The organism is Thalassospira sp. CH_XMU1458, from assembly GCF_037027205.1.
GTDB lineage: Bacteria > Pseudomonadota > Alphaproteobacteria > Rhodospirillales > Thalassospiraceae > Thalassospira > Thalassospira tepidiphila.
Map to the genome: position 1 here is coordinate 273,295 of NZ_JAYMDW010000003.1, position 22,892 is coordinate 296,186.

Below are 22,892 nucleotides of genomic sequence, written 5' to 3' on the forward strand. Positions count from 1 at the left end.
GCTTGGCAACGAAAAAGCCGACGGCAGGACCGTCGGTTTTTTTGTATTCGCTGGTTCAAGAAAACTTACAGATCGAGGGTAAGCTTTAGAAGTGCCGTACGTCCTTCGCCATAGCCGCAGGCCGTGGCTGAACTGCAACCTGCGACATATTCCTTGTCAAACAGGTTGCTGACATTGAGGCTGAGGTTCCACTGGTTCTCAACGCCGTAGCCAAGGCCAGCGTCAAACAATGTTGCTGCCGGTACTTCGTACTGGTTGGCCTCGTCCGCATAGGATGCGCCTTGATAACGTACACCACCACCTAGGCGAAGGCCGCTGAGCGTGCCCTGACGGATGGTGTAATCGAGACCAAGGGTCGCCATCTCGGTCGGGACGGTGACCGGTTGCTTACCAATCACACTTGCGTCTTCGTCCTTGGTAACTTCAAGGTCGTAGGCAGTTGCGCTAGCACTGAGCAGCAGGTTCTCAGTGATGTTCGCCTTGGCCTCAAACTCGATACCCTGTGAGTTAACTTCACCAAGCTGACGCTCGTTCTGGAAGGTGCCGGTAATCACGTTCTGACGGGTCAGGTCAAATACAGCAACCGTGAAAAGGCCATCGAAGCTATTGGGGACGTATTTCAGGCCTGCTTCATACTGGCTGCCGGTTTCCGGTTCATACACCCCTTGGGAGCTTGAACCGAGAACCGGGTTAAAGAACGTTGCAGCGCTTACATACGGGGTCAGACCATTGTCGAAGGTATATGCCAAGCCAGCGCGACCGCTCCACTCACCTGTGGTTTCGCTATAGTTGTTGTACCGGGAAATCGGATCGTCGCCATCGGTTTTGACATAATCATAACGACCATTCAGCGTCGTGATCCAGCCGTCACCAAATCGGATTTGATCCTGAGCATATACACCGATCTGGTTCATGACAATGTCCTGATCGAGATAGGCAGATCGTGCGACCTGTGCGGTGCCATGTACGGGATTCAGCGGATCAATATCGGTACCTGCGCCGGAATATTCTTTGCGCGACATATCAAACCGCTTTAGGTCGATGCCACCAAGCAATGTGTGATCAAGTGCACCGGTCTCAAAGCGCTGTTCGAGCTGGTTATCAAGACCGATGGATGTGATCTGGGTGCGGTGTTCGAACCCCCAGCGATCAAGGTCGTAATTGGTGGTTGTTGGTGATGTTCCACCGGTGGCATAGCCACTTGGGTAGTAGTAAATCTCATGAATGTCCGCATGTCCGATCCGCGCATTCTGGCGGAAGGTTAGGTCGTCATTGAGATCGTGTTCAAGTTCGTAACCGACCATAACCTGACGGCGCAGGTTTTTATCAAGGTCGGGTTCAGAGAAGTTGGTTTCCGGATCAATCTTGCCATAAGGCGCATCTTTGGCAGTGCCGAAATAGGGCAGGAAACCAAGGCCACCATTATGCTTGCCGTCCACGAAGGTAAAGCTGCTAAGCAGGGTCAGGCTGGTGTCTTCGTTCGGCGTCCAGGCTAAGCTTGGTGCAACCGTCCCCTGGAATCCTTCATTGTCGTCGGCCTGTTCGTCGCCATTGGTAAAGTTACCGGTCAGGCGGTATGCTGCAACGTCACTAAGCTTGTCGCTGAAATCGATGCCTGTGCCATATTTCCCCGTCTCGGTGACGGAAAACTCAAGACGGCGCAGTGGCACATCGGTCGGGCGTTTGCTGACATAGTTTACCATGCCGCCGGGATTGGTGCTGCCATACAGGACAGAGGCGGCACCGCGAAGGACCTCTACCCTTTCAAGAGTGTAATCATTGACCAAGAATGCGCCAAAGCCATAGGCGTAGTTTTGCAAGCCATCAAGATAAGCTCCGCTCTGGGTTGCTTCAAAGCCACGAATGAAGAACCAGTTGGTATCCGTGTCGGAGCCATAAGGCTGGGTGAATACGCCAGCGGTATATCGCAATGCTTCATCGACTTTGTCGACACCGCGGCTGTCCATCTCTTTGCGGCCGATAACGGATACGGATTGCGGGATTTCCTCAATGGCGGTGCCGGTTTTTGAGCCGGTTGCACTGTGTGTAGCAACATATCCGTTTACAGGAGCATGTGCAGGCTCTGCTTCGGACTCAATGATCAGAGGTTTAAGGGTAGTGCTTTCGCCGTCACGTTCTGTCGCGTCATCTGAAGACTGCGCAAGCGCAAAATCGGGTGCGGCAAAAACCAATGCAAGTGCCGTACCCAGCAAAAGGGTTGAAGACAATTTCTGTCCTGTAAAACGCATTTGGGATTCCCTGTATCGGTTGTCTTTGACGACGACCTGTCGGGCGGGAACCGGCGGGTCATCTGTGATGATGGCCTTTTCGATATCACGCGTTGGGGGATGGGATATTGAACCGGATTTCGGCGTATTGAACGGAATTTGGCTTAAGTTACGCGATCTGTTCCTTGCGCCATGCACCCGGCGTGGTGCCAACGATTTTGCGGAACACGCGGGTCAAATGCGCCTGATCGGCAAAGCCGACCCGAAGGGCGACCGACGCTAGCGGTGTCTCGGCATCTTTAAGCAGGGTTTTGGCGCGCTCCACCCGGGCTTTCATCTGCCACTGTTGCGGCGGCATGCCGGTACTTTCGCGGAAGGCCGAGCAGAAATAGGATTGCGAGAGCCCGGTCAACTGTGCCAGTTCATCAAGGCGGATGGTGCGTCCGCAATTCTGTTCGATATAATCGACCGACTTGCGCAAATGGTACGGTGCCAGTTTGCCGCGTTTGCGTTGCGGTTCACTTGCCGCGCGCGGTTGCAGCAGGGCCGCGGTCAACGCGCTGATCAAACCTTCGCCATAGATCTGCGGGCTTTGGTGTTCGCTTTGCAGGTCGTCGGCCAGCAACCGAACCAACGTATTGATGCGCGGATCACAAAAACCGATGCGGGGTGTTTCTAGGGTCGCGAGGTCAAGTGGGGCGCCCATGCTGTTTTCAAGCGCGTCGACATCAAGATGGATATCAAGATGGCGCAGACGACACGCGCCGAAGACCTCGGATGAGACCTCCATCCCGGCCGGGATATAGGACAGGCATCCTTTGCCGCGACGTTGCTGATCTGCCGCGTCATCTGAGGAACGGACGTTGATACGCCCATCGCCCACGCAATCAATGATCGCTACCAGACGCGGGGCTTGCGAAACATAGGTTCCCCCGGCCTCCGCTTCACATTCCACATGCCATAAATCGGAAATGGCGGTGTTCCAGCGACGGAACCGCAGGTCATCAAGAAGGGAAATACCTTCGATGTGGCTGGTCATATGCGGATGGAATGCCATGGCGCTCACGACAATGGGGTCCTTTGTGCAGTCGGAACTTATGGTGCGAATGGGTCTCAATATAACCGGGAATTTTCTGCAAACAATAACAATTCTCATTATCAGGCGAAGAATTGTCAGATTTCTGAGCAATTGTTCGCGCAAAAGGCGGCCTTTGGAAATGCAAAAACCCGCCTGACGTGTCAGACGGGTTTTGTGAGGCTTGGCTTCAGCAGCGTCGAAGGTGTTCGCGGTTATTTCTTCATCCAGCGCGACGATGCGATCAGGCAGAAAACAGTGAGTGCTGACGAGAAGAACACGTTGACCGTCGGCATGGTGATGCCAAACAGGGTCCAGTCGATCTTGTCACAGCGAATGATCGGTTGTGCCATAAGCTGCGCTTTGAGGTCTGCCACGGATGCGGCGCCGCTTTGCACGCCCCCACACATGGCGGGCCCTTCCCACCACAATTCCTGAACACCAACGTGGTAAAATGCAATCGCCGTTCCGACGGCAAAGGTCGCAGCACACAGATAAACCACCGCTCGTGCGGCGGCAGGAAAGCGGATCAGCAACAGCGCGACGATCGAAAGACCGGCAACCATATAAAATGGCACACGTTGATAAAGACACAGCACACAGGGAAGCAGCTTCTGGACATATTGCGCGTAAAAGGCAAAGCCAATGCTGCCCGCTGAAACCAGCAGCAGGGCAAGGGGTGGAAAGGCCGGGATGAAGCGTGGGCGCAGCAAATTGAACATCAGTTGGTCCGTTTATTGGCGTGCATCAGAATTTGGCGTCGGGTCAACCATGCGGGATCAGCTTTATCGCGGCAAACCCGCCGACAAGAACCACGATAAATATGGTGAAAACGAGGCCCAGTCGACGTTCGATGAAGTCGCGGATGACAGGGCCGAATTTCCAGATCAGGGCAGCAATGACAAAGAACCGCAATCCGCGCGCCAGGATCGATGCCAGCGTAAAGACAACCGGGTCAAGTGCGGTCACACCCGACAGGATGGTGATTACCTTGTAGGGGAATGGCGTTACACCGGCAATGAACACCGCCCAGGCACCCCATTCATTATAATAGTCGCGGAACTGATCAAACTTGTCGGCATAGCCATAAAGCTCAAGCACGGGCTGTCCGACCGTTTCAAACAGGAAGAAACCGATACCGTATCCGACAAGCCCGCCAAGGACAGACCCGACGAGGCAAATCAGCGCATAGCGCCAGGCGCGCGTCGGGGCGGCAATGATCATCGGGATCAGCAAAATGTCAGGCGGGATCGGAAAGACAGAGCTTTCAATCGCTGCAATGAAAAACAGGGCCCAGCCGGCATGGCGGTGGCCGGCAAGGTTCATGGTCCAGTCATAGAGGCTGCGGATCACGGCAATAGCGCCTTGTCATGTTGTCTGCGATTTGGGAGCGGCGCTTGGCCTTGAAAACAGGCCAGATCAAACCGCATTTTGCCGGCAATCGCAATGGCGCAGTTTATCCGTATCTACGCAGACGTATTTTTGCACAAAGCCCCATTGACCCGGCGAAATTTACGGCTATTATCCCGCCCGTTGATGGAGGGTGCGCACACGCACCCGAATTGCCTGCCCCTGTGGCGGAATTGGTAGACGCGGCAGACTCAAAATCTGTTTCACTTAGTGAGTGGGAGTTCGATTCTCCCCGGGGGCACCATCGCTTTTCCAAACCCAGCCGTAATCGGTTGGGTTTTGCTCTTTTAGCTTCCCACATCTTTTCCAGACGCTGCGTATTAATCGATATGTGCCACGTTGAGATACGGGGTGCTTAAAGGCAGTGTTGGCAATGGTGATGGAACATTGCGTTATCAGTCGGTTTTCTTCGGGGTTGTACTTGCGCGGACAACAAGCTCTGCGCCGACCTGAACCTTGACCGCAGGCAGGGAGCCCTCTGCATTTAAGAGTTCATCAAGTACCGTAACAGCCATGCTTCCGATTTTGCGTTTCGAAACATCTATCGTCGTTAAGGACGGGTCAAGAGTGGCGCTCATTGGAAGGTTATCAAACCCGACGATCGAGATGTCCTGTGGAATCTTATATCCTTTTTCTTTCAGGGCTTTGGTAAATCCATATGCCATGATGTCGTTCGCGCAAAAATAAGCTTCAGCAAGGCTGTCGTGATCGGAAAGCGCCTTGAAGCTATCTTCATATGCCGAGGCGATGGTGGAACCGATTGACAGGATGTGACTGCTGTTCACTGTCAGTCCGAGATGGTGCATGTTTTTCAGGAAGGCTTTCTTGCGCAGAGCAAAGTTTCGGGTCTGAGTTTCACTGCCGACAAAGCCAATTTTACTAAAACCAAGATCTTTTAAGTGCGAAAGCACGGTGTAAACCGCATCGCCATTGTTCATGTCGACGAAATTTGCATCAATGAGATCATAAAAAGAATCAATAAAAACAGTTGGTAATCTGAAGTCCTGGATTTTCTGAATATCTTCACGCGTTAGCTCGGTGCCAAGTATGATGGCGGCCGTTGCATCCGAATTTGCCAGGATGTCTGTGATGTCACTTGCTGTGACATTTTCATAGCTTAAAACCTGCAGCTTATAACCACGACTGGTTGCCTCTGATGACATACCGTCAATGTAATCAGAAATGAAATGGCTATGGTCACGGTTCACAGTATGACCGTGTTTGGCGATCTTGAGAAACTTGATGGTTTTCGCCGTTTTTTCGCGATTTTTGGGAGCGCGCGGCAGGTAGTTCAACGAAGAAACAACTTCAAGGACCCGTGAACGGGTAACGCCGGAAATTTCACCCTTGCCATTCAGAACAAGCGACACCGTAGAAGGGGAGACACCCGCCTGTTCGGCAATCTGTTTGATCGTCGGTTTGTTATTTTTTTTCATGTACTTAACCTTGGTGCTCTTCCCTGATTCTTCATTGTTTATGTTTTTTAGTAAACATCCTGCCGGATATCAATGCAACTGTGATGTAACAGTTTGTGTCAAACAGATGCTTGCCAACATAAAAATGAATTGATAGTTTTTAGTCAATAAACATAAAAATTTACTAAAAGTATGGGGAGGATCCATGCGCTTTTTTGACGGGCACCTGACCGTTCTAATCGGGCTGATCGTCACGTTGATGACGGCGGGCGCGATTGTTTCTGATGGAAACTATCTTTCGCTGTTTAATCTTCAGTCGATGGCGGGCCAAGTGCCTGAAATCGGGTTGTTGGCGATCGGTGTTTTGCTGGCGATGTGTGTCGGGAATGGCGGCATCGAATTGTCGGGGATCGCGTTGGCCAATCTTTCGGGCGTCGTCGCTGCGACCATTGCTGTAAGTTTTTTCTCTGCCTCTCAGGACCCGGAGATTTTCTCGCTCATCTTTATCGTGGTGGCATTGGCAACCGGGTTTCTTGGCGGTTTGCTGAACGGCCTGTTGATTGCCTATCTTAAAATCACGGCGATCCTTTGCACGCTGGGCACGCAAATGCTGTTTATCGGGCTTGCCGTTGCGATTTCCGATGGTCGTTCGGTAAGGGTTGGTGCACCGGGCCCGCTTTATGAAATCGGCAACGGATTGTTGTTTGAAATCCCGATCAGTTTCCTTTTGTTCATCGGGGTTGCCTGCATCATCGGTTTTGTTCTGCGCTATACGCCGTTTGGCATGTGGCTGATGCTCAATGGGTCAAACCCCAAGGCCGCTGAGTATGCCGGGTTTCCAAAAAACAAAGTGATCATTTCGACCTATACCGTAAGCGGCATCCTGTCGTCGCTTGCCGGGATCATAATTGCCGCGCGGACCATCAACGTGAAGTGGGATTACGGCACATCCTACCTTCTGGTGGCGATCCTGATTGCGGTGATGGCCGGTGTTAAACCCGAAGGCGGTTATGGGCGGGTGATCTGTGTTGTTCTGTCGGCAATCACGCTGCAGATGATGTCGAGCATGCTCAACTTCATGGGCCTTTCAAACTTTATTCGTGATTTCGCTTGGGGGGCCCTGTTGCTTGGGTTCCTCGCGATCGGGCGGTTCAGATTGCTTGATCTGATTAACCTGCAAAAACATGCGATCTCTGCCTCTGTGCGCAGCCCTCACGCACAGAAGTAATCAAAAATCAGAGGGAAACATCTGGCCAAACAGAATATTTCCAATTGGGAGGAAACATTATGAAAATTGCCAACCTTATGAAAACCACAGCTTTCGCACTGGCTGCGATGTCTGTTCTTGGTTTTGCTGCTCCGTCCTCGGCGCAGGACACAAAATCCATTACGACTGTCGTTAAAATTAGCGGTATTCCATGGTTTGATCGTATGGAAACCGGTGTTACCAAGTTTGCCGAACAAAACCCCGAAATGGATATTCGTCAGGTCGGTCCGGCAACGGCGGATTCCGCCCAGCAGCTTCAGATCGTCAATGATCTTGTGGCAACTGGCGTAGACGCACTGGCTGTTGTGCCGATGGATCCAGATATTCTCGAAGGTATCCTTGGCCGCGCGATGGACCGCGGCACAATCGTTGTGACGCACGAAGCCGATAACCAGACCAACACCCATGCCGATATCGAAGCATTCGATAACAGCGATTATGGTGCGGCCCTGAACGAACGTTTGGCGCAGTGCATGGGCGAAAAAGGCAAGTGGACAACGTTTGTTGGATCGCTGGGAAGCCGTACGCACATGCAGTGGGTTGGTGCCGGCGAAGAAAATGCCAAAAAATATCCGGGTATGGAATTGGTCGACCCGAACAATGAATCGTTCGATGATGCCAATGGTACCTATGAAAAAGCCAAGGAAATCCTCCGCAAACATCCTGACATCAAGGGCTTCCAGACTTCGGCTGGCAACGATGTTCTTGGTGTCGGACGTGCGATCGAAGAAGCTGGTCTTGCCGGCAAGGTCTGCCTGGTTGGTACCGGTCTTCCGAACCCGTCAACGGCCTATCTGGAATCTGGTGCGATCACCGCAATTGGTTTCTGGGATCCGCAGAAAGCTGGCATGGCAATGAATGCCGTTGCCAAGCTGATGCTTGAAGGCAAAGAAGTTACCGATGGCATGGACCTTGGTGTTGAAGGCTACGAAAGCGTGACCGTCACACCAGGCGCAGGCAAAGGTCTTCTGATTGTTGGCAATGGCATGGTCCTTGTCGATAAGGAAACCTACAAAGATTACCTTTTCTAAGCGAACCCGGTTGAGGCAGCCCGGAATGTGTCTTGGCATGTTTCGGGCCGCCCGGCCTCGTCAAAGGCCGGGACATGTCAGCAGGAAAGGGTCTGACTGGTGACGCAAAACACGCAGAAAAATCGCTGTTTTCTTGAACTAAGAAACATTCACAAACGTTTTGGCGGTGTCCATGCCCTGCGCGGTGTTGACCTGTCACTTGAAGCCGGGGAGGTATACCACCTGCTGGGCGAAAACGGTTGTGGCAAAAGCACCGTGATCAAGATCATGGCCGGGGCGCATCCGCCCAGCGAAGGCCAGATTGTTCTTGATGGCGAGGTGTTTAACGAACTTACCCCCATTCAATCTCTCGATTTCGGGATTGAGACCGTCTATCAGGACCTGTCTTTGATCCCCAATCTGAGCGTAATGGAAAATGTTGCCCTTGGGGAGCAACTGGTCGAAGGCCACGGCAGGCTTCTGCGCCGTATTGACCGGGCGCGGATGCAGCAAACGGCGACCAAAGCCCTGTCGCAAGTGGGCCTGGACGTAACACCCGAACTGATGTCGACGATTGTCTCGGAACTGCCTTTGGCAACACGTCAGCTTGTGGCAATTGCCCGTGCGATTGCCTGTGAAGCACGCCTTGTCATCATGGATGAACCGACGACGTCGCTGACCCGTCGCGAGGTGGAAAACCTTATTGATGTGGTCTCACGTCTGCGGTCGCAAAATGTCGCGGTGCTGTTTGTCACCCACAAACTCGAAGAATGCTATCGTATTGGCGGGCATGCGATCGTATTTCGTGACGGGCAATGCGTGGCACAAGGACCGATTGAAAGTTATAGCAGGGCCGATTTGGCCGAACTGATGACAGGTCGTCAAATCAGCGAAAAGCGATACCGCGAAGGTAGCCCTTTGGAAGATACGCTGATGTCGCTTTCGAACTTCAGCATGCCGGGCCGTTTCAACGATGTCGGATTTGATCTTCGCAAAGGCGAGGTACTTGGCATTACCGGGCTGTCGGATTCTGGGCGAAATGAACTTGCTTTGGCAATAGCCGGTATCCGGCCTGCGGCAAGTGGCACGATCTCTATCAATGACAAGAACATCCGCATTGCAACAGCATCGGATTCAATTGATGCCGGCATTGCCTATGTCCCGGAAGATCGTCTGTCCGAAGGCCTGTTTTTAAGCAAATCTATCTATCAGAACGAAGTGGCTCTGATCCTGCGTAAACTTGCGGGGTTCATGGGCATTCTCGACATGAAGAAGGGTAAGGAAATTGCCCGCGAAATTTCGGCCGACATGCGTCTGAACACCGCAGATATCGAATTGCCGGTTTCATCGCTTTCGGGTGGGAACCAGCAACGCGTTCTGATTGGTCGCTGGTTAAGCATCACTCCGGAAATTCTCGTGCTGCATGGTCCAACTGTTGGTGTCGATGTCGGGTCAAAGGACGCGATCTATCAGACAATTCAGAAAATGGCTGAAGACGGTATGGGGCTGATCATCGTCAGCGACGATTTGCCTGAACTTCTTCAAAACTGTGACCGCATACTTGTGATGAATGCCGGCGAGGTCGTCTCAGACCTCAATGGGGCATCCGCAAGTGAAGACGATATTTACCAGGCGATGCTTGGTTCAGTACAGGAAGGTGCAGCATGAGTTCGGCTGGAACCTCAAACAAACCTGCTCCGGGCCATGTATCGGCATCCGGGCAATTGCAGCAGCGCCGGGGATTGGGTGATCTGATTGCCAAGAAACCGGAATTGGTGACCTTGGGTCTTCTTATTGCCATTTGTATCGCTGTCGCCATTGCAAACCCGGCCTTTTTGCAGCCATCCACCCTGATTGATATTGGTCGTGCCAGTGTCGTGACCGGCCTGTTTGCATTGGGTGTTTTTGTGATCCTGGCGGCAGGCGGCATTGATGTGTCATTTACGGCCATCGCAGCACTGACGATGTATTCGATCACACTTCTGGCAATCAACTATGCACCGAACATGCCGATCTATGTCGTGTTCCTGATCGCGGTTGCCGGTGGCATTGCACTGGGCGTTCTCAATGGCTTTCTGGTTTATACGCTGCGTGTGCCGTCTCTGATTGTCACGATTGGGACGCAGTACCTGTTTCGGGGCGGCTTGCTGGCTTTTGTCGGCACGACCTGGATCATGGAGTTGCCCGGTCAGATGGGCACGTTCGGGCGTATTTCCCTGCTAGAATTTGAAACGGCAAATGGCGCAACGGTCAGTTTGCCTGTTTACTTCCTGATCCTGCCAGCAGCAGCGATCCTGACCTGGTGGATCATGCGCCGTACCCTGATGGGACGCGCCATCTTCTCGCTTGGTGGAAGTCCGGATGTCACCGCCCGTCTGGGGTACAACGTCAAGATCGTCCATCTTTTCGTGTTTGGTTATGCTGGTGCTTTGGCCGGCCTGGCAGGCATCGTTCATGTGACGGCCAACCGTTTGGCGAACCCGTTTGATCTTGTCGGAACCGAAATTGCGGTGATTGCAGCGGTTGTTCTGGGCGGGGCCCGGATCACCGGCGGAACCGGGTCGGTGATTGGCACCATGCTGGGCGTTTTGCTTGTCGTTGTGGTCGATAATGTTCTTGTGATGGTTGGAATTCCAAGCACATGGCAACGGGTGTTCGTCGGCGCGTTCATTCTGCTTGCCGCGGCGTTCTTCGTAACCCGTCAGCGCAAATTCAAACCTGCGAAATAAAGAGAAAATCATGAAAAAATTTATGAATGATCCGAAGAATTTCGTCGATGAAATGCTTGAAGGCATCTATCTGGCGAACAAAGAGGTCACCTATGTTGCCGATGACAAGCGCTGCTATGTCAAGGCCGAGCCGGTCAAAGGCAAGGTTGGCATTGCCACCGGTGGTGGTTCGGGGCATTTGCCGCTGTTTCTGGGTTATGTCGGCAAAGGCATGCTCGATGGTGCGGCTGTTGGCGGCGTGTTTCAGTCACCCAGTGCCGAACAGATGCTTGAAGTGACCAAGCATATCGATCAGGGGGCTGGTGTCCTTTACATTTACGGCAATTATACCGGGGATATCATCAATTTCGATATGGCGACCGAGCTGGCCGACCTTGAAGACATCAAGGTGATGTCGGTTGTCGGCAATGATGATGTGGCGTCCTCTGTCGTTGGTGAAGAACACAAGCGCCGTGGCGTTGCCGGGATATTCTTCCTTTATAAAGCTGCCGGTGCGGCCGCACAGGAAGGCATGTCACTTGAAGAGGTCGTTCGCGTTGCCGAAAAGGCCAAAGATCGCACACGCACCATCGGTGTCGCGCTGAGCAGCTGCATCATTCCCGAAGTTGGCAAACCATCCTTTGAAATCGGCGATGACGAGATGGAAATCGGCATGGGGATCCATGGCGAAAACGGTATTACCCGTAAAAAACTGACTGCTGCTGATCCGCTCGTCGACGAGATGATGGAGAAAATCTTCGCCGAGCAGGATTACAAGAAAGGCGACGATGTTGCCATTCTGGTTAACGGTCTTGGCGCGACACCGCTTGAAGAACTTTACATCATGTTCCGTCGTGTTTCCCAATTGATGAGCGAGCGCGAGATCAACGTGAAGCATGTTTGGGTCGGTGAATTTGCGACTTCGATGGAAATGGCCGGTGCATCTGTTTCGGTTCTGCATCTTGACGAAGAACTTGATCGCCTGATGGCTGCCAAAGCCGACACGCCATTCTTCAAACATTTCGCGCAGTAATCGGAGGCCATGATGAACACAATTAATACCGGCAATATTGCCGCCCTGTTCGAGGCCTTTCATGCCACATTTCGCGACAAGCGTGATGAGCTGATCGCCCTTGATGCCAAGGTCGGTGACAGTGATCTTGGCATCACTATGAATTCTGCGTTTGAGGCTGCCACTAAAACGGTCTCTGACATGGACGGTGAACCGCTGGGCAAGCAGTTCAAAATGGCTGGTGCGGCAATGGCAAAGGCAGCGCCCTCGACAATGGGGACGTTGACAGCAACCGGATTTATGCGCGGAGGCAAGGCTGTTGATGATACTGACGCGATTGGCACCAAGGAAATGACGGCCTTCTGGCGGGCGTATGCCGACGGGATTGCCGAACGCGGCAAAGCCAAACTTGGCGATAAAACTGTCTTGGATGTGCTTGAGCCCATCGCCCAAAGCCTTGAACAATCTGCCGACCAACACGCCCCGTTGGTAGATGCGGTTGCAGACGCCGCACGTGCCGGACAGGCAGCGCTGGAAGCAACCAAGGATATGGTCGCCCAGCACGGCAAGGCTGCGGCGTTTGCCGATAAAAGTAAAGGTCTTCAGGATGCGGGGGGCACGGTTGCCTTCCTGTTGATTGAAACGCTCGCACGCTTTGTAAAAGGCTGACTTTCTAAGTCTCAGCATGATTGCGCCGTGCTTGGGCGGCATGCTGAGACCTTTTCCTCCTTGCGCCACACCGCAATGACTTGCATCGAAAGGACCGGGTTATGGAGTATAGAACACTAGGCAGATCAGGGTTGAAAGTCTCAGCCCTTTCGATGGGAACATTTACTTTTGGCGGCGACGGACCGTTCGCAATGGTCGGTTCGCAACAAGTGCCCGAAGCACGCCGTCTTGTCGATTGCTGCATTGATCACGGTGTGAACCTGTTTGACACTGCCAATATGTACTCGACGGGCCTGTCCGAGCAAATCCTTGGCGAAGTCCTTGACGGCCGACGTGATCAGGTTCTTGTTACATCCAAGGCCCGCATGCGGATTGGCGATGGCCCGAATGATGAGGGGGTAAGTCGCTATCACCTGATCCGGGAATGCGAAAAGACGCTCAAGAATCTGCGCACCGACCACATCGACATCTATTACATGCACGAATGGGATGGCGTCACCCCGGTCGAAGAAAAGATGGCCGCTCTTGATGCTTTGGTCACACAGGGCAAGGTGCGCTATGTCGGCTGCTCAAACTATTCGGGCTGGCACATCATGAAATCATTGCAGGCATCCGAACGGGATCGCCGTGTGCGGTTCGTCACACAGCAAATTCATTACACCCTTGAGGCCCGCGAAGCAGAATATGAACTTCTGCCGATTTCGGTGGACCAAGGGCTTGGAGTTTTGGTCTGGAGCCCATTGGCGGCGGGATTGCTCTCGGGCAAACATCGCCGTAGTCAGCCTGTTGCGGAAGGGTCCCGGCAGGCTGCGGGCTGGACCGAACCACCCATCCGGGATCAGGATCGTTTGTGGGACATAGTTGACGTCCTGATCTCGGTGGGTGAAAAACATGGCGTTGAAGCCGCCCAGATTGCACTGGCTTGGTTGTTAACCCGCCCCGCAGTTTCATCGCTTGTAATTGGGGGCAGCAATATCGATCAGTTCAAAGCTAATTTCCGTGCGTTTGATGTCAAGCTTGATCCAGATGATCTTAAACGTCTTGATGAGGTCAGTGCTCCGCCGTTGATTTATCCTTACTGGCATCAGGGGCAATTTGCACATGACCGTTTTTCCGAAGGTGATTGGGCCTTGCATGCTAGGTCGGGTAAATAGCTGGCCCTCTCGGAAACTATCGTCCATGAGTTAAGCCTGATTTTCTTTTCAATTAGAATGAACCTGTCTTGTTGAGCAAGCTGTGATGCGTGGCCCTCGTTTCCAATTTTGGGGGCGTAAAAGTTGAATGTGCCCATCAAATGAAAGGGATTTTCGTTTGAGATAGCCCCGAGTTCTTCGGCGCGCGGTCATCTTCGCATATCGATTTTTCATAGCTTCGCTGAACGGCAGGTTGAATAATCATGTTGTTTCAGCTTTGGAGTTGACAGCAATCTGAGCCGAGAAATCTTAAGTACTGCGTGGTCAGCGGATATGATGAAATCCATTCCGTAAATTCATTCACGAAGTACAAGATACAAGCTCCGAAATGCTGCCTGTATTTTGGAAATGTACTGATTTCATTGAGTTTTCTCCGCCCTCAAAATCTGTTTCACTTAGTGAGTGGGAGTTCGATTCTCCCCGGGGGCACCATCACTTTTCCCAAAAGATAGAATGACAAAAATTGCGAGCTTGGTGAGACAGGCTGATCGCCTGCATGTTTTGCCGGAGCGATAACCGATCATGTAAGGTGTTCGATTGATCGGTTGCCGCTCAAATTCCTTTTGAAGATCGCCGTTTTAAGCCATTTTTTGTTGGCATTATAATTGCTGTTCTCTGAGTCCTTATCAACTTAGGGAGGAAAAAATGCAAAAAGCAAAAATGCTTATCTCTGCATCCATGATGCTTGGTCTTATCGGCGCAATCGATACCGCTTCGGCCAATGACCGGTTTACATCACCGTTTGGACCTGATGATCAGATCGGGGCTGCGAACTATCTGACTTCGGAAGTAACACTTGCAGCCAGCAAGCTGATTTCCGAAGGCAAGGTCTATTCGCTGGGGATGGAAGTTTCCCGTGATACGCCGGCCTTTGCACCACGTGGCGTCGCTGTGACGGTTTTCTCGCCCGGACAAAGCGGTAACAAAACAATCGGCAGCAATGCAGGAACCTATAACGATGACATGTTCACCGGCTGGCTCGGTGTCGGGACACAAATTGATGGTCTGGGCCATCTGGGTGATCATCATACCTATTATAACAATAACCACGCCGAAGACATGGTCGCAGCCACCGGCCTGACCAAGTTAGGCATCGAAAACGTGCCACCAATGGCAACGCGTGGTGTCCTGCTGGACGTTGCTGCGATCAAGGGGACTGATCGTCTTGAAGGCGGCTATGTCATCACCCTTGAGGATATCATGGCGGCCCAGAAGGCGGCCGGTACAGAAATTCGCAAGGGAGATGTGGCTCTGATCCATACCGGATGGCTTGATTTGGTCGGGAAAGACAATGAGCTTTACGGAACGACCGAACCGGGCCTTGGTCTGGAAGCAGCGGAATGGTTGGCAAATCAGGGTGTTGTGGCCGTTGGCGCCGATACATGGGGGCTTGAAGCTGTTCCCCATGAAGATCCCAGTGCTTTCTTCCCGGTCCATGTGAAGCTTCTGGCAGAAAACGGTGTCTATATTCTTGAAAATATCGTCACCCGGGACCTAGCCGCAGACCGGGCGCACGAGTTCCTGTTCGTTCTCGGGCAGGCCAAGCTTAAGGGCGCTGTACAGATGATCATCAACCCCGTTGCCATTCGTTAAGCCGGTCTGATCATCTTGATAACTTTAGAACCGGCGGCCAAGCGACCAAACAGGCCGCCGGTTCTTGTGCCACGATACAAACCGAAGTTTGCAAACGGGCAAATTAATAAACGCTGCGATAAATCGCCTCGATCTCCTTGGCGGTCATGTCGCGCGGATTGCTGTCGATCAGGCGATGGATCTTGGTAAAGACTTCCTCGGCCATTTCCGGCAGGGACTCTTCGGTGACGCCAAGATCGCGCAGGCGGATTTCAAGACCGCTGGCCGGGACCATTTCCTCGATCCGTTTGACGAACGCCTCGGCGGCGGCGTCTTCGCTGTCGAAATCGACCCCTTCGATCAGGCACGGGGCGAGTTCGGCATACAGCTTTTTCGCGGCTGGCAGGTTAAAGCGGATCACCTGCGCCATGACCAGCGCATTGGCATGACCATGCGGGATGTGGAAACGTGCGCCCAGCGGATAGGCCAATCCATGAATGGCGGCAACCGATGCATTGGCAAACGCCATCCCGGCAATCAGCGATCCCTGCAACATGGCAGAGCGTGCTTCCTTGTCGCCCGGATTTTCAATCACCTTCATCAGGTTCTTGCCAAGCAGCGAAAGAGCGGTGACCGCCATGCCATCGGCAATCGGGTTTTTGCGTGTGCGGCTGGTATAGCCTTCGATCGCATGGACCATGGCATCAAGGCCCGTGGCCGCTGTGACCTTTTGCGGCAGGCCATAGGTCAGTTCCGCATCAAGAAGGGCGATATCGGGCATCAGTTGCGGGGTGTAGACAACCTGTTTGAGGTGGTCGTTATCGGTAATCACCGACACCCATGTAACTTCTGATCCGGTCCCGGCGGTGGTCGGGATCTGGATCAACGGCAGGCGATCACCTGTTGCCTTGTCCACCCCATAGATCTCCTCGATGGTCTGATCGCTGTTGGCAAGCAATGCAACCAGCTTGGCACTATCAAGCGAGCTGCCGCCGCCAAGACCGATTACGCCATCCGCCTTCCAGTCACGTGCCCCGGCAATGGCGGCTTCGACGATTTTCTGGGGCGGGTCGGCCTCGACCTCGGAAAAGATCTGAACCGCGATACCGGTGGCCTCAAGTGCATCTTGCGCCTTTTGCGCAAAACCCAGTTTGACGATGCCGGGATCGCAGACAATGGTGACACGGCTGGCGCCGAGTTCCTTCATCAGGCTGCCGGTCTTGGCAATGCCACCGGCTTCGCAGACGATGCGCGGCACGCTTCGGAACATGAAACTCATGATGTGTCTCCTTATCCGGGATCAGTTGGCATTCCCGGCGAGACCGCCGAGGCACATATATTTAATCTCGACGAAATCATCGACGCCGTATTTCGACCCTTCGCGGCCGATGCCGGATTCCTTGACCCCGCCAAACGGTGCTGATTCGGTCGAAATAATGCCTTCGTTGATGCCAACGATGCCGTATTCAAGCGCCTCGCCAACCCGCCAGATGCGGCCGATATCACGGGCATAGAAATAGGCCGCCAGACCAAATGGTGTGTCATTGGCCATGCGAATGGCGTCTTCTTCGCTGCTGAACTTGAACAGCGGCGCAACCGGACCAAAGATTTCCTCGGAGAAAATCCGCATATCCGACGTAACCCCGGTCAGGATGGTCGGGGTAAAGAAGTTGCTGTCAGGCTTGGCGCGATCACCACCCAGAACAGCCTTTGCCCCACGAGAAACGGCGTCTTCGACAAGTGCTTCGACTTTTTCAATCGCCTTGGCATTGATCAGCGGGCCCTGTGTGATGCCTTCCTCGGTGCCCAAACCGACACGCAATTTGCCAACGGCCTCGGCCAGTTTGGCGGCGAAGGCGTCATAGACACCTTCCTGAACCAGAATGCGGTTGGCACAGACGCAGGTCTGACCGGCATTGCGGTATTTCGAGGCAATCGCGCCTGCAACGGCCGCATCCAGATCGGCGTCGTCAAAGACAATAAACGGCGCATTGCCGCCAAGCTCCAGGCTGACTTTTTTGACGGTATCAGAACACTGACGCATCAAAAGTTTGCCGACCTGGGTAGAGCCGGTGAAGGACAACTTGCGCACGATCGGGTTGGCAGTCAATTCACCACCGATTTCCGCCCCGTGTGATGCGGTGACGATATTGATCACGCCATCGGGGAACCCGGCACGTTTGGCCAGTTCGACCAGTGCAAGCGCGGTCAGCGGGGTATCTTCCGCAGGTTTGATGACGACCGTGCAACCCGCGGCAAGGGCCGGGGCACATTTGCGCGTGATCATTGCCATCGGGAAGTTCCACGGCGTGATCGCGGCAACAACACCAATCGGCTGTTTGACGGTGATGATGCGTTTGTCCGCCCCATGCGACGGGATAACATCGCCATAAATGCGTTTGCCCTCTTCGGCAAACCATTCAAGGAAGGACGCGCCATAGGCCACTTCGCCGGATGCCTCGGCCAGGGGTTTGCCCTGTTCGCGGGTCATCAGCAATGCAAGGTCGGCCTGTGCCGCCATGCAGAGGTCAAACCATTTGCGCAACACATTTGCACGTTCCTTGGCGGTTTTGGCCCGCCAAGTTGGAAGGGCGGCATTGGCGGCATCAATCGCACGACTGGTTTCTGCCGCGCCCATATCGGGAACATCGGCAAGATGTTCGCCGGTGGCCGGGTCAACAACCGCAAAGGTCTTGCCGCTGTCGGATGCGACCCATTTGCCGTCGATATGCCCCTGGGTTTGCCAAAGGCCAGTATCATTTAGCTGGATGGTCATGGTGGCTATTCCTTTTCGTTACAGCACGGCGGCATAAATCGCGCGTGCGGCGTCGAACGTCATTTCACGCGGGTTGTTGATCAAAAGGCGTTCAACCTTCATCGCATCGGTCGCCAGCATATCTAGATCGCTTTCCGCCACGCCGACTTCGCGCAAGGTGCGGCTGAACGGCATGCGTTCGACCATGTCGGTCATAAAAGCAACGAAGCGATCACAGGCAGCATCGTCATTAGCGAACTTTTCATCCGGCAGAATGGCGCGGGCGAGTTCGGCATATTGCGATACGGCCGCATCCCGGTTGAATTTCAAAACCTCGATCAGGACCAGCGCATTGCTGTGTCCATGCGGGACATGGAAATGCCCGCCCAGAGGATAGGCAAGGGCATGAACCGCCGCGACCGGGGCATTGGCAAAGGCCATTCCGGCCAGCATGGACCCCTGAAGCATGGCTTCACGGGCTTCGCGTGACGGGGTGGCAGAAACCGCATCATCGATATGGGCGGTCATCAGCTGCATCGCGCGGATGGCAAGTCCGTCCGACAGCGCATTTTTCTTGTGCTTGGTGGTGTAGGCCTCGATGGCGTGCACCATGGCATCAATGCCGGTCATGCCCGTGATCGGGGCCGGAAGGCCCATGGTCAGTTTGGCATCAAGCAGTGCGATATCGGGATAAAGCAGGCTGGATACCACGCCCTTTTTCTCGTGTGTCGGCGTGGTAACGATCGAAATCGGCGTGACTTCCGAACCGGTGCCCGCCGTGGTCGGCACCTGAATAAGCGGCAGGCGCGGACCGGTTGCCAGACCGATGCCATAGATTTCGTCAAGTTTCTGTTCCTTGCCACACAGAAGGGCGACCAGTTTTGCGGTATCAAGCGATGAACCGCCGCCAAGGCCGATGACGATATCGGCCTTGAAGTCACGGGCACCCTTGACCGCGGCAAGAATGCTTTCCTCGGGCGGGTCTGCCTGAACATCGGTCCAGAGCAGGGTTTCAATCCCGGCTTCTTTAAGTGCTGCATAGGGGGCGTCGATCAGGCCAACCTTCTGCAAGCCCGGATCGGACAGAAGAACGGCGCGTTTCGCGCCGAACTCCTTGCACAGGGTGCCGAGTTGCAAGGCACCGTCGAACTCGCAGATGACGCGAGGGGTGGTTTCAAACACAAAGTCTGACATGGGGACCTCGTCTTTTGACATGTCTGTTGTCGGGATCAGGCGGTTTCCAATTCAGCCTTGGAAACGGTGCCACGTTCGATGCGATAACTGCCCGCCACCAGATCGGCGGAGTGGCTGTCATCAGATTCAGAGATCAGAACGCACAGCCCGCTGCTGCCAAGATCGGAAATGACTTCCGACAGGCGGCGTGACAGGACCGGTGCGACCCCTTCGAACGGTTCATCGAGCAACAAAAGATTGCGACCGGGCATCAATGCACGCCCGAGCGAGACCAGTTTCTGCTGACCGCCTGAAAGCTGCAGCGCACGGCGATCCCGGAACTGGGCGATTTCCGGCAGCAGATCATAGACCCATTTCAACCGTTCCGCGGCGTCCGCAATACCGTTGGTCCAGGCCGGAAGAAGAATGTTTTCCTCGACCGTCAGGGACGGGATCAGACGGCGATCTTCGGGCATATAGCTGATGCCGGCTTTGGCACGGGCAAAGTCAGCCATCTTGCGCAGGTCCTGCCCATCAAAGCTGATGGTGCCCTGATCTGCGTCCAGAAGGCCCATGATGGCGCGCATCAGCGTGGTCTTGCCCGCCCCGTTATGGCCTATCAGGCCAAACATCTTGCCGGACGGCACCGAAAGCGAGACATCGCGCAGGATCGGAATATTACCGATCGATACATCGAGATTACTGATTTGCAGGGTCATGATGCGCCATTCCCTTGTTTGGTTGTGGGACGATGGCCGGTCACAAGATCGCGGACCTGCTGATCGGCCAGAACAGCCGCAGGTTCGCCATCAGCAATGATTTCGCCGCTATAGAATGCCAGAACGCGCGAGACATAGCGTTCGACCACATCCATGTCATGTTCGACAAACAGCACCGTCACGCCATGCTGACGCACGGCATTCATGACCGTATCCATCAGGTCGGTTTTTTCGTCCACGCTGACACCACTGGTCGGTTCATCAAGCAGCAGCATCTGAGGATTGCCGATCAACGCCATGGCGATATCAACCAGTTTACGCGCACCCTGCGGAACGGCGGTTACCAGTGAATCGCGGTAGTTTTCGACACCGAATTCCTTAAGGATTTCCTCAGCCCTGGCGATGCGGGCATCGCTGCGAAGGGGACTTAGGAAACTCGGACGGGCGCTTTCGGCCGCAGCCAGCGCGACAATCAGGTTGTCGAGCACGTTCATTTCCGGGAACAGCTGTGCAACCTGGAAGGAACGCGCCATGCCGGCCCGCGTGATCGCGCGCGGGGAATGGCCCATGATGGACTTGCCGTTAAACAGGATCTCGCCCCGCGTCGGCTTGAGATAGCCCGTTACCATGTTGATGAAGGTCGTTTTGCCAGCCCCGTTGGAGCCAATCACACCAACCACTTCACCCTTGTTGATCTGAACGTTCAAATCCTTTGCGGCGATGACCGCGCCGAATTCCTTGTTCAGCGAACGTGTTTCAAGAATGCAGGTCATGCCCGTTCTCCTGTTTTTTCACGGCTGACCAGGCTCCATAGCCCTTTGGGCAGGAAGATAATGACCGCAAGCAGCGTGAAACCGAGGATCATCTGCCAGGTATGGGGAACGAATTCGATGGCGTAGGTCCGCACGAACGAGAACACGATGGCCGCAATAAACGGTGCTGCCACGTGGCCCAAACCACCCAAAAGCGCGATGAAGACAAATTCGCCCGACGTGGTCCAATAGGCCATCTCCGGATCAACGTGGCCGGTGGCAAGGGCCGTCAAACCGCCGCCAAGGGCCGATACCGCCGCCGCAGCAACATAGTTGCCATAAAGCAACCAGCGCGGTGACAGACCAAGATATTCAACACGGACTTCATTTTCGCGAACAGCTTCGCAAATGACGCCAATGCCTGCCTTGGTATAACGATGGATCAGAACAGCAACGATCAGACCAGAGACCACAGTCATGGTAAAGACGGTGTGCTGGCTGCCAGCGCCTGCTTCGGGGGCCCAGCCAAACAGGGTCCAGTCATGAACGTTAAAGCCGTCCGTGCTGCCCAGTTCCTGACTTTTGACAAGGATGCCAAACAGGATCATCGAAAATGCCAGCGACAGCATGGCAAAGAAGATTTCGCGATAGCGCGTCAGCAACAGACCCAACAGCATGGCAACAACGATTGCGACAAACATACCAAGTGACAGGGCGGCAATCGCATCATGAATGCCAAAGAACTGACCGCCCATGCCAACGGTGTAACCACCGATGCAATAGAACAGGCCCTGACCAAAGGATACGAGGCCGGAACGCATCTGCATGACGACGCCCTGGACGACAAGTGCCTTGGCCAGTGCGATGGTCAAAAGAAAGATCAGCCAACCCGGCGAAACGAAGCCGAACAGAACGCAGGCAAGCGCGATCAGTCCGAGCGAGATTTCAGTTTTATCAAGACGCATGTCAGATTTTCCTCGCCAAAGTACGACCAAACAGGCCCTCGGGACGGAACGCCAGAACCAGTGACATCACGCCATAAATGACGAACAGTTCGAATTCAGGGGCATAGTGAACGGCGGCTGCACGGCTTAGCCCGACCAAAAGGGCACCAACAGCGGCCCCCCCGATGCTGCCAAGGCCACCGATAACCACCACGGCAAAGGCCAAAACGATCACCTCGATGCCGATCCCCGGCACGACAGAGATCGCAGGTGCAGTCAGCGCACCGGCAAGTGCGCCCAGTGTGGTGCCCAGAACGAAGGTGATGGTGAACATCAGTTTCACGTTCACGCCCATGGCAACCGCGATTTCGCGGTCATGGATCACTGCACGCAGGACCTTGCCCTGGTTGGTGCGTTCAAGCCACGCCCACAGGCCAAGCCCGAGCAATGCGGATACCCCGACCAGGGCGACGTCGTAATTGGAAACCTTAAGCAAGCCGAGCGATGTTCGCCCAAGCTCGGAATAAGGCTGATAGGCGAAATACGGGCTGACACCCCAGACGATTTTCATACCGTCTTCAAGGATCAGAAGAAGGGCATAGGTAATGATCACCATCAGGATTTCGTCGCGGCCATACATGAGGCGCAGCAATCCGCGTTCGACGATCACACCGACAATCAGACCGGCAACCAGCGCGGCACCAACCAGCAACAAATAGCTGACCCATGCCGGGCCCATGCCGTTGTTGAAATACCAGCCAACCAGTGACGCTGCCGAATAGGCGCCGATAGCATAAAAGCTGCCATGCGCCATGTTCAGGATGCGCATCACCCCGTAAATCACGGTCAGGCCGGCAGCCACAAGAAACAGCCACGATGCATAGATCGAGCCATCAATCAGGACGGCAAGAAGACTTGTCATCACAAATATCCAGTGTGCAGGGAAAGGGGCGGACATCCCAAGGTAGACGGGATGTCCGCAGGATCAGG

20 protein-coding genes and 2 tRNA genes are annotated in these 22,892 nt (G+C 54.1%); 10 read left to right on the forward strand and 12 right to left on the reverse strand.

Translation table 11 applies throughout. From position 1 onward, the window contains the following. Positions 1 to 65: 65 nt before the first annotated feature. The 4 genes from WBY09_RS15305 to WBY09_RS15320 all read right to left on the reverse strand — a co-directional run bounded on the left by WBY09_RS15305 (position 66) and on the right by WBY09_RS15320 (position 4,656). The gene (locus tag WBY09_RS15305) at positions 66 to 2,249 is read right to left on the reverse strand and encodes a TonB-dependent siderophore receptor (RefSeq protein ID WP_197146659.1); all 2,184 of its coding nucleotides are present in this window, start codon (positions 2,247 to 2,249) and stop codon (positions 66 to 68) included. 148 nt (positions 2,250 to 2,397) lie between these two features. Further along, positions 2,398 to 3,285 (reverse strand): helix-turn-helix transcriptional regulator, encoded by an 888-nt coding sequence (locus WBY09_RS15310; protein WP_197147638.1) that lies wholly within the window; start codon positions 3,283 to 3,285, stop codon positions 2,398 to 2,400. Positions 3,286 to 3,518: 233 nt separating this feature from the next. After that, positions 3,519 to 4,025, reverse strand: coding sequence for a disulfide bond formation protein B (locus WBY09_RS15315; RefSeq protein ID WP_197146660.1), 507 nt, complete (start codon positions 4,023 to 4,025; stop codon positions 3,519 to 3,521). A gap of 43 nt (positions 4,026 to 4,068) precedes the next feature. Continuing rightward, positions 4,069 to 4,656, reverse strand: a complete 588-nt coding sequence (locus WBY09_RS15320) for a YqaA family protein (RefSeq protein ID WP_008889914.1) — start codon at positions 4,654 to 4,656, stop codon at positions 4,069 to 4,071. Positions 4,657 to 4,871: 215 nt separating this feature from the next. On the opposite strand from WBY09_RS15320, the gene WBY09_RS15325 reads away from it, so the two are divergent. Next, positions 4,872 to 4,957, forward strand: a tRNA-Leu gene (locus WBY09_RS15325). Between the two features lie 151 nt (positions 4,958 to 5,108). Here the strand turns inward: WBY09_RS15325 and WBY09_RS15330 are convergent. Beyond that, a complete protein-coding gene (locus WBY09_RS15330) occupies positions 5,109 to 6,149 on the reverse strand; it encodes a LacI family DNA-binding transcriptional regulator (protein WP_336233180.1) in 1,041 nt (346 codons plus the stop codon). A gap of 184 nt (positions 6,150 to 6,333) precedes the next feature. Between WBY09_RS15330 and WBY09_RS15335 the strand changes: the two genes are divergently transcribed. The 9 genes from WBY09_RS15335 (at position 6,334) to WBY09_RS15375 (ending at position 15,580) form a co-directional block, all read left to right on the forward strand. Beyond that, complete coding sequence (locus WBY09_RS15335; RefSeq protein WP_197146662.1) at positions 6,334 to 7,356, forward strand: ABC transporter permease; 1,023 nt, start codon at positions 6,334 to 6,336, stop codon at positions 7,354 to 7,356. Positions 7,357 to 7,415: 59 nt separating this feature from the next. Further along, positions 7,416 to 8,426, forward strand: coding sequence for a substrate-binding domain-containing protein (locus WBY09_RS15340; RefSeq protein ID WP_008889917.1), 1,011 nt, complete (start codon positions 7,416 to 7,418; stop codon positions 8,424 to 8,426). Between the two features lie 99 nt (positions 8,427 to 8,525). Next, positions 8,526 to 10,073, forward strand: a complete 1,548-nt coding sequence (locus tag WBY09_RS15345; RefSeq protein ID WP_197146663.1) for a sugar ABC transporter ATP-binding protein — start codon at positions 8,526 to 8,528, stop codon at positions 10,071 to 10,073. After that, positions 10,070 to 11,134 carry an ABC transporter permease gene (locus WBY09_RS15350; RefSeq protein WP_336233181.1) on the forward strand — a complete coding sequence of 355 codons (1,065 nt, stop codon included), beginning with the start codon at positions 10,070 to 10,072 and terminating at the stop codon, positions 11,132 to 11,134. Before WBY09_RS15345 ends, WBY09_RS15350 begins: the two co-directional genes overlap by 4 nt. 10 nt (positions 11,135 to 11,144) lie before the next feature. Beyond that, positions 11,145 to 12,146, forward strand: coding sequence for a dihydroxyacetone kinase subunit DhaK (locus WBY09_RS15355; protein WP_286792656.1), 1,002 nt, complete (start codon positions 11,145 to 11,147; stop codon positions 12,144 to 12,146). A 12-nt stretch (positions 12,147 to 12,158) separates the two neighbouring features. After that, positions 12,159 to 12,794: a dihydroxyacetone kinase subunit L gene (locus tag WBY09_RS15360; RefSeq protein WP_286792655.1), complete on the forward strand. Its 636-nt coding sequence runs from the start codon at positions 12,159 to 12,161 to the stop codon at positions 12,792 to 12,794. A gap of 152 nt (positions 12,795 to 12,946) precedes the next feature. After that, positions 12,947 to 13,948, forward strand: a complete 1,002-nt coding sequence (locus WBY09_RS15365; RefSeq protein WP_286792654.1) for an aldo/keto reductase — start codon at positions 12,947 to 12,949, stop codon at positions 13,946 to 13,948. Positions 13,949 to 14,320: 372 nt separating this feature from the next. Then, a tRNA-Ser gene (locus WBY09_RS15370) sits at positions 14,321 to 14,419 on the forward strand. A gap of 213 nt (positions 14,420 to 14,632) precedes the next feature. Next, complete coding sequence (locus WBY09_RS15375) at positions 14,633 to 15,580, forward strand: cyclase family protein (protein ID WP_336233182.1); 948 nt, start codon at positions 14,633 to 14,635, stop codon at positions 15,578 to 15,580. Between the two features lie 103 nt (positions 15,581 to 15,683). Here WBY09_RS15375 and WBY09_RS15380 read toward each other — a convergent pair whose 3' ends face one another. The 7 genes from WBY09_RS15380 to WBY09_RS15410 are packed head-to-tail and all read right to left on the reverse strand — an operon-like array spanning position 15,684 to position 22,824. Then, a complete protein-coding gene (locus WBY09_RS15380) occupies positions 15,684 to 16,838 on the reverse strand; it encodes an iron-containing alcohol dehydrogenase (RefSeq protein WP_336233183.1) in 1,155 nt (384 codons plus the stop codon). A 21-nt stretch (positions 16,839 to 16,859) separates the two neighbouring features. Continuing rightward, positions 16,860 to 18,335, reverse strand: coding sequence for an NAD-dependent succinate-semialdehyde dehydrogenase (locus WBY09_RS15385; RefSeq protein ID WP_336233184.1), 1,476 nt, complete (start codon positions 18,333 to 18,335; stop codon positions 16,860 to 16,862). Between the two features lie 18 nt (positions 18,336 to 18,353). Continuing rightward, positions 18,354 to 19,508, reverse strand: a complete 1,155-nt coding sequence (locus WBY09_RS15390; protein WP_336233185.1) for an iron-containing alcohol dehydrogenase — start codon at positions 19,506 to 19,508, stop codon at positions 18,354 to 18,356. A gap of 35 nt (positions 19,509 to 19,543) precedes the next feature. Further along, positions 19,544 to 20,206: an ATP-binding cassette domain-containing protein gene (locus tag WBY09_RS15395; RefSeq protein ID WP_336233186.1), complete on the reverse strand. Its 663-nt coding sequence runs from the start codon at positions 20,204 to 20,206 to the stop codon at positions 19,544 to 19,546. Then, entirely contained in the window at positions 20,203 to 20,979 is a 777-nt protein-coding gene (locus WBY09_RS15400; protein ID WP_336233187.1) for an ABC transporter ATP-binding protein, read from the reverse strand. Before WBY09_RS15400 ends, WBY09_RS15395 begins: the two co-directional genes overlap by 4 nt. Continuing rightward, a complete protein-coding gene (locus WBY09_RS15405) occupies positions 20,976 to 21,923 on the reverse strand; it encodes a branched-chain amino acid ABC transporter permease (RefSeq protein WP_008889929.1) in 948 nt (315 codons plus the stop codon). Before WBY09_RS15405 ends, WBY09_RS15400 begins: the two co-directional genes overlap by 4 nt. A 1-nt stretch (position 21,924) precedes the next feature. Further along, positions 21,925 to 22,824, reverse strand: a complete 900-nt coding sequence (locus tag WBY09_RS15410; protein WP_008889930.1) for a branched-chain amino acid ABC transporter permease — start codon at positions 22,822 to 22,824, stop codon at positions 21,925 to 21,927. Positions 22,825 to 22,892 lie beyond the last annotated feature (68 nt).

Coding starts and splice junctions, on each gene's coding strand:
- WBY09_RS15390 (WP_336233185.1), bottom strand. CDS start 19,508: ATGTCAGACTTTGTGTTTGAAACCACCCCTCGCGTCATCTGCGAGTTC.
- WBY09_RS15355 (WP_286792656.1), top strand. CDS start 11,145: ATGAAAAAATTTATGAATGATCCGAAGAATTTCGTCGATGAAATGCTT.
- WBY09_RS15365 (WP_286792654.1), top strand. CDS start 12,947: ATGGGAACATTTACTTTTGGCGGCGACGGACCGTTCGCAATGGTCGGT.
- WBY09_RS15395 (WP_336233186.1), bottom strand. CDS start 20,206: ATGACCCTGCAAATCAGTAATCTCGATGTATCGATCGGTAATATTCCG.
- WBY09_RS15360 (WP_286792655.1), top strand. CDS start 12,159: ATGAACACAATTAATACCGGCAATATTGCCGCCCTGTTCGAGGCCTTT.
- WBY09_RS15335 (WP_197146662.1), top strand. CDS start 6,334: ATGCGCTTTTTTGACGGGCACCTGACCGTTCTAATCGGGCTGATCGTC.
- WBY09_RS15305 (WP_197146659.1), bottom strand. CDS start 2,249: ATGCGTTTTACAGGACAGAAATTGTCTTCAACCCTTTTGCTGGGTACG.
- WBY09_RS15340 (WP_008889917.1), top strand. CDS start 7,416: ATGAAAATTGCCAACCTTATGAAAACCACAGCTTTCGCACTGGCTGCG.
- WBY09_RS15400 (WP_336233187.1), bottom strand. CDS start 20,979: ATGACCTGCATTCTTGAAACACGTTCGCTGAACAAGGAATTCGGCGCG.
- WBY09_RS15350 (WP_336233181.1), top strand. CDS start 10,070: ATGAGTTCGGCTGGAACCTCAAACAAACCTGCTCCGGGCCATGTATCG.
- WBY09_RS15375 (WP_336233182.1), top strand. CDS start 14,633: ATGCAAAAAGCAAAAATGCTTATCTCTGCATCCATGATGCTTGGTCTT.
- WBY09_RS15380 (WP_336233183.1), bottom strand. CDS start 16,838: ATGAGTTTCATGTTCCGAAGCGTGCCGCGCATCGTCTGCGAAGCCGGT.
- WBY09_RS15330 (WP_336233180.1), bottom strand. CDS start 6,149: ATGAAAAAAAATAACAAACCGACGATCAAACAGATTGCCGAACAGGCG.
- WBY09_RS15385 (WP_336233184.1), bottom strand. CDS start 18,335: ATGACCATCCAGCTAAATGATACTGGCCTTTGGCAAACCCAGGGGCAT.
- WBY09_RS15410 (WP_008889930.1), bottom strand. CDS start 22,824: ATGACAAGTCTTCTTGCCGTCCTGATTGATGGCTCGATCTATGCATCG.
- WBY09_RS15310 (WP_197147638.1), bottom strand. CDS start 3,285: ATGGCATTCCATCCGCATATGACCAGCCACATCGAAGGTATTTCCCTT.
- WBY09_RS15315 (WP_197146660.1), bottom strand. CDS start 4,025: ATGTTCAATTTGCTGCGCCCACGCTTCATCCCGGCCTTTCCACCCCTT.
- WBY09_RS15405 (WP_008889929.1), bottom strand. CDS start 21,923: ATGCGTCTTGATAAAACTGAAATCTCGCTCGGACTGATCGCGCTTGCC.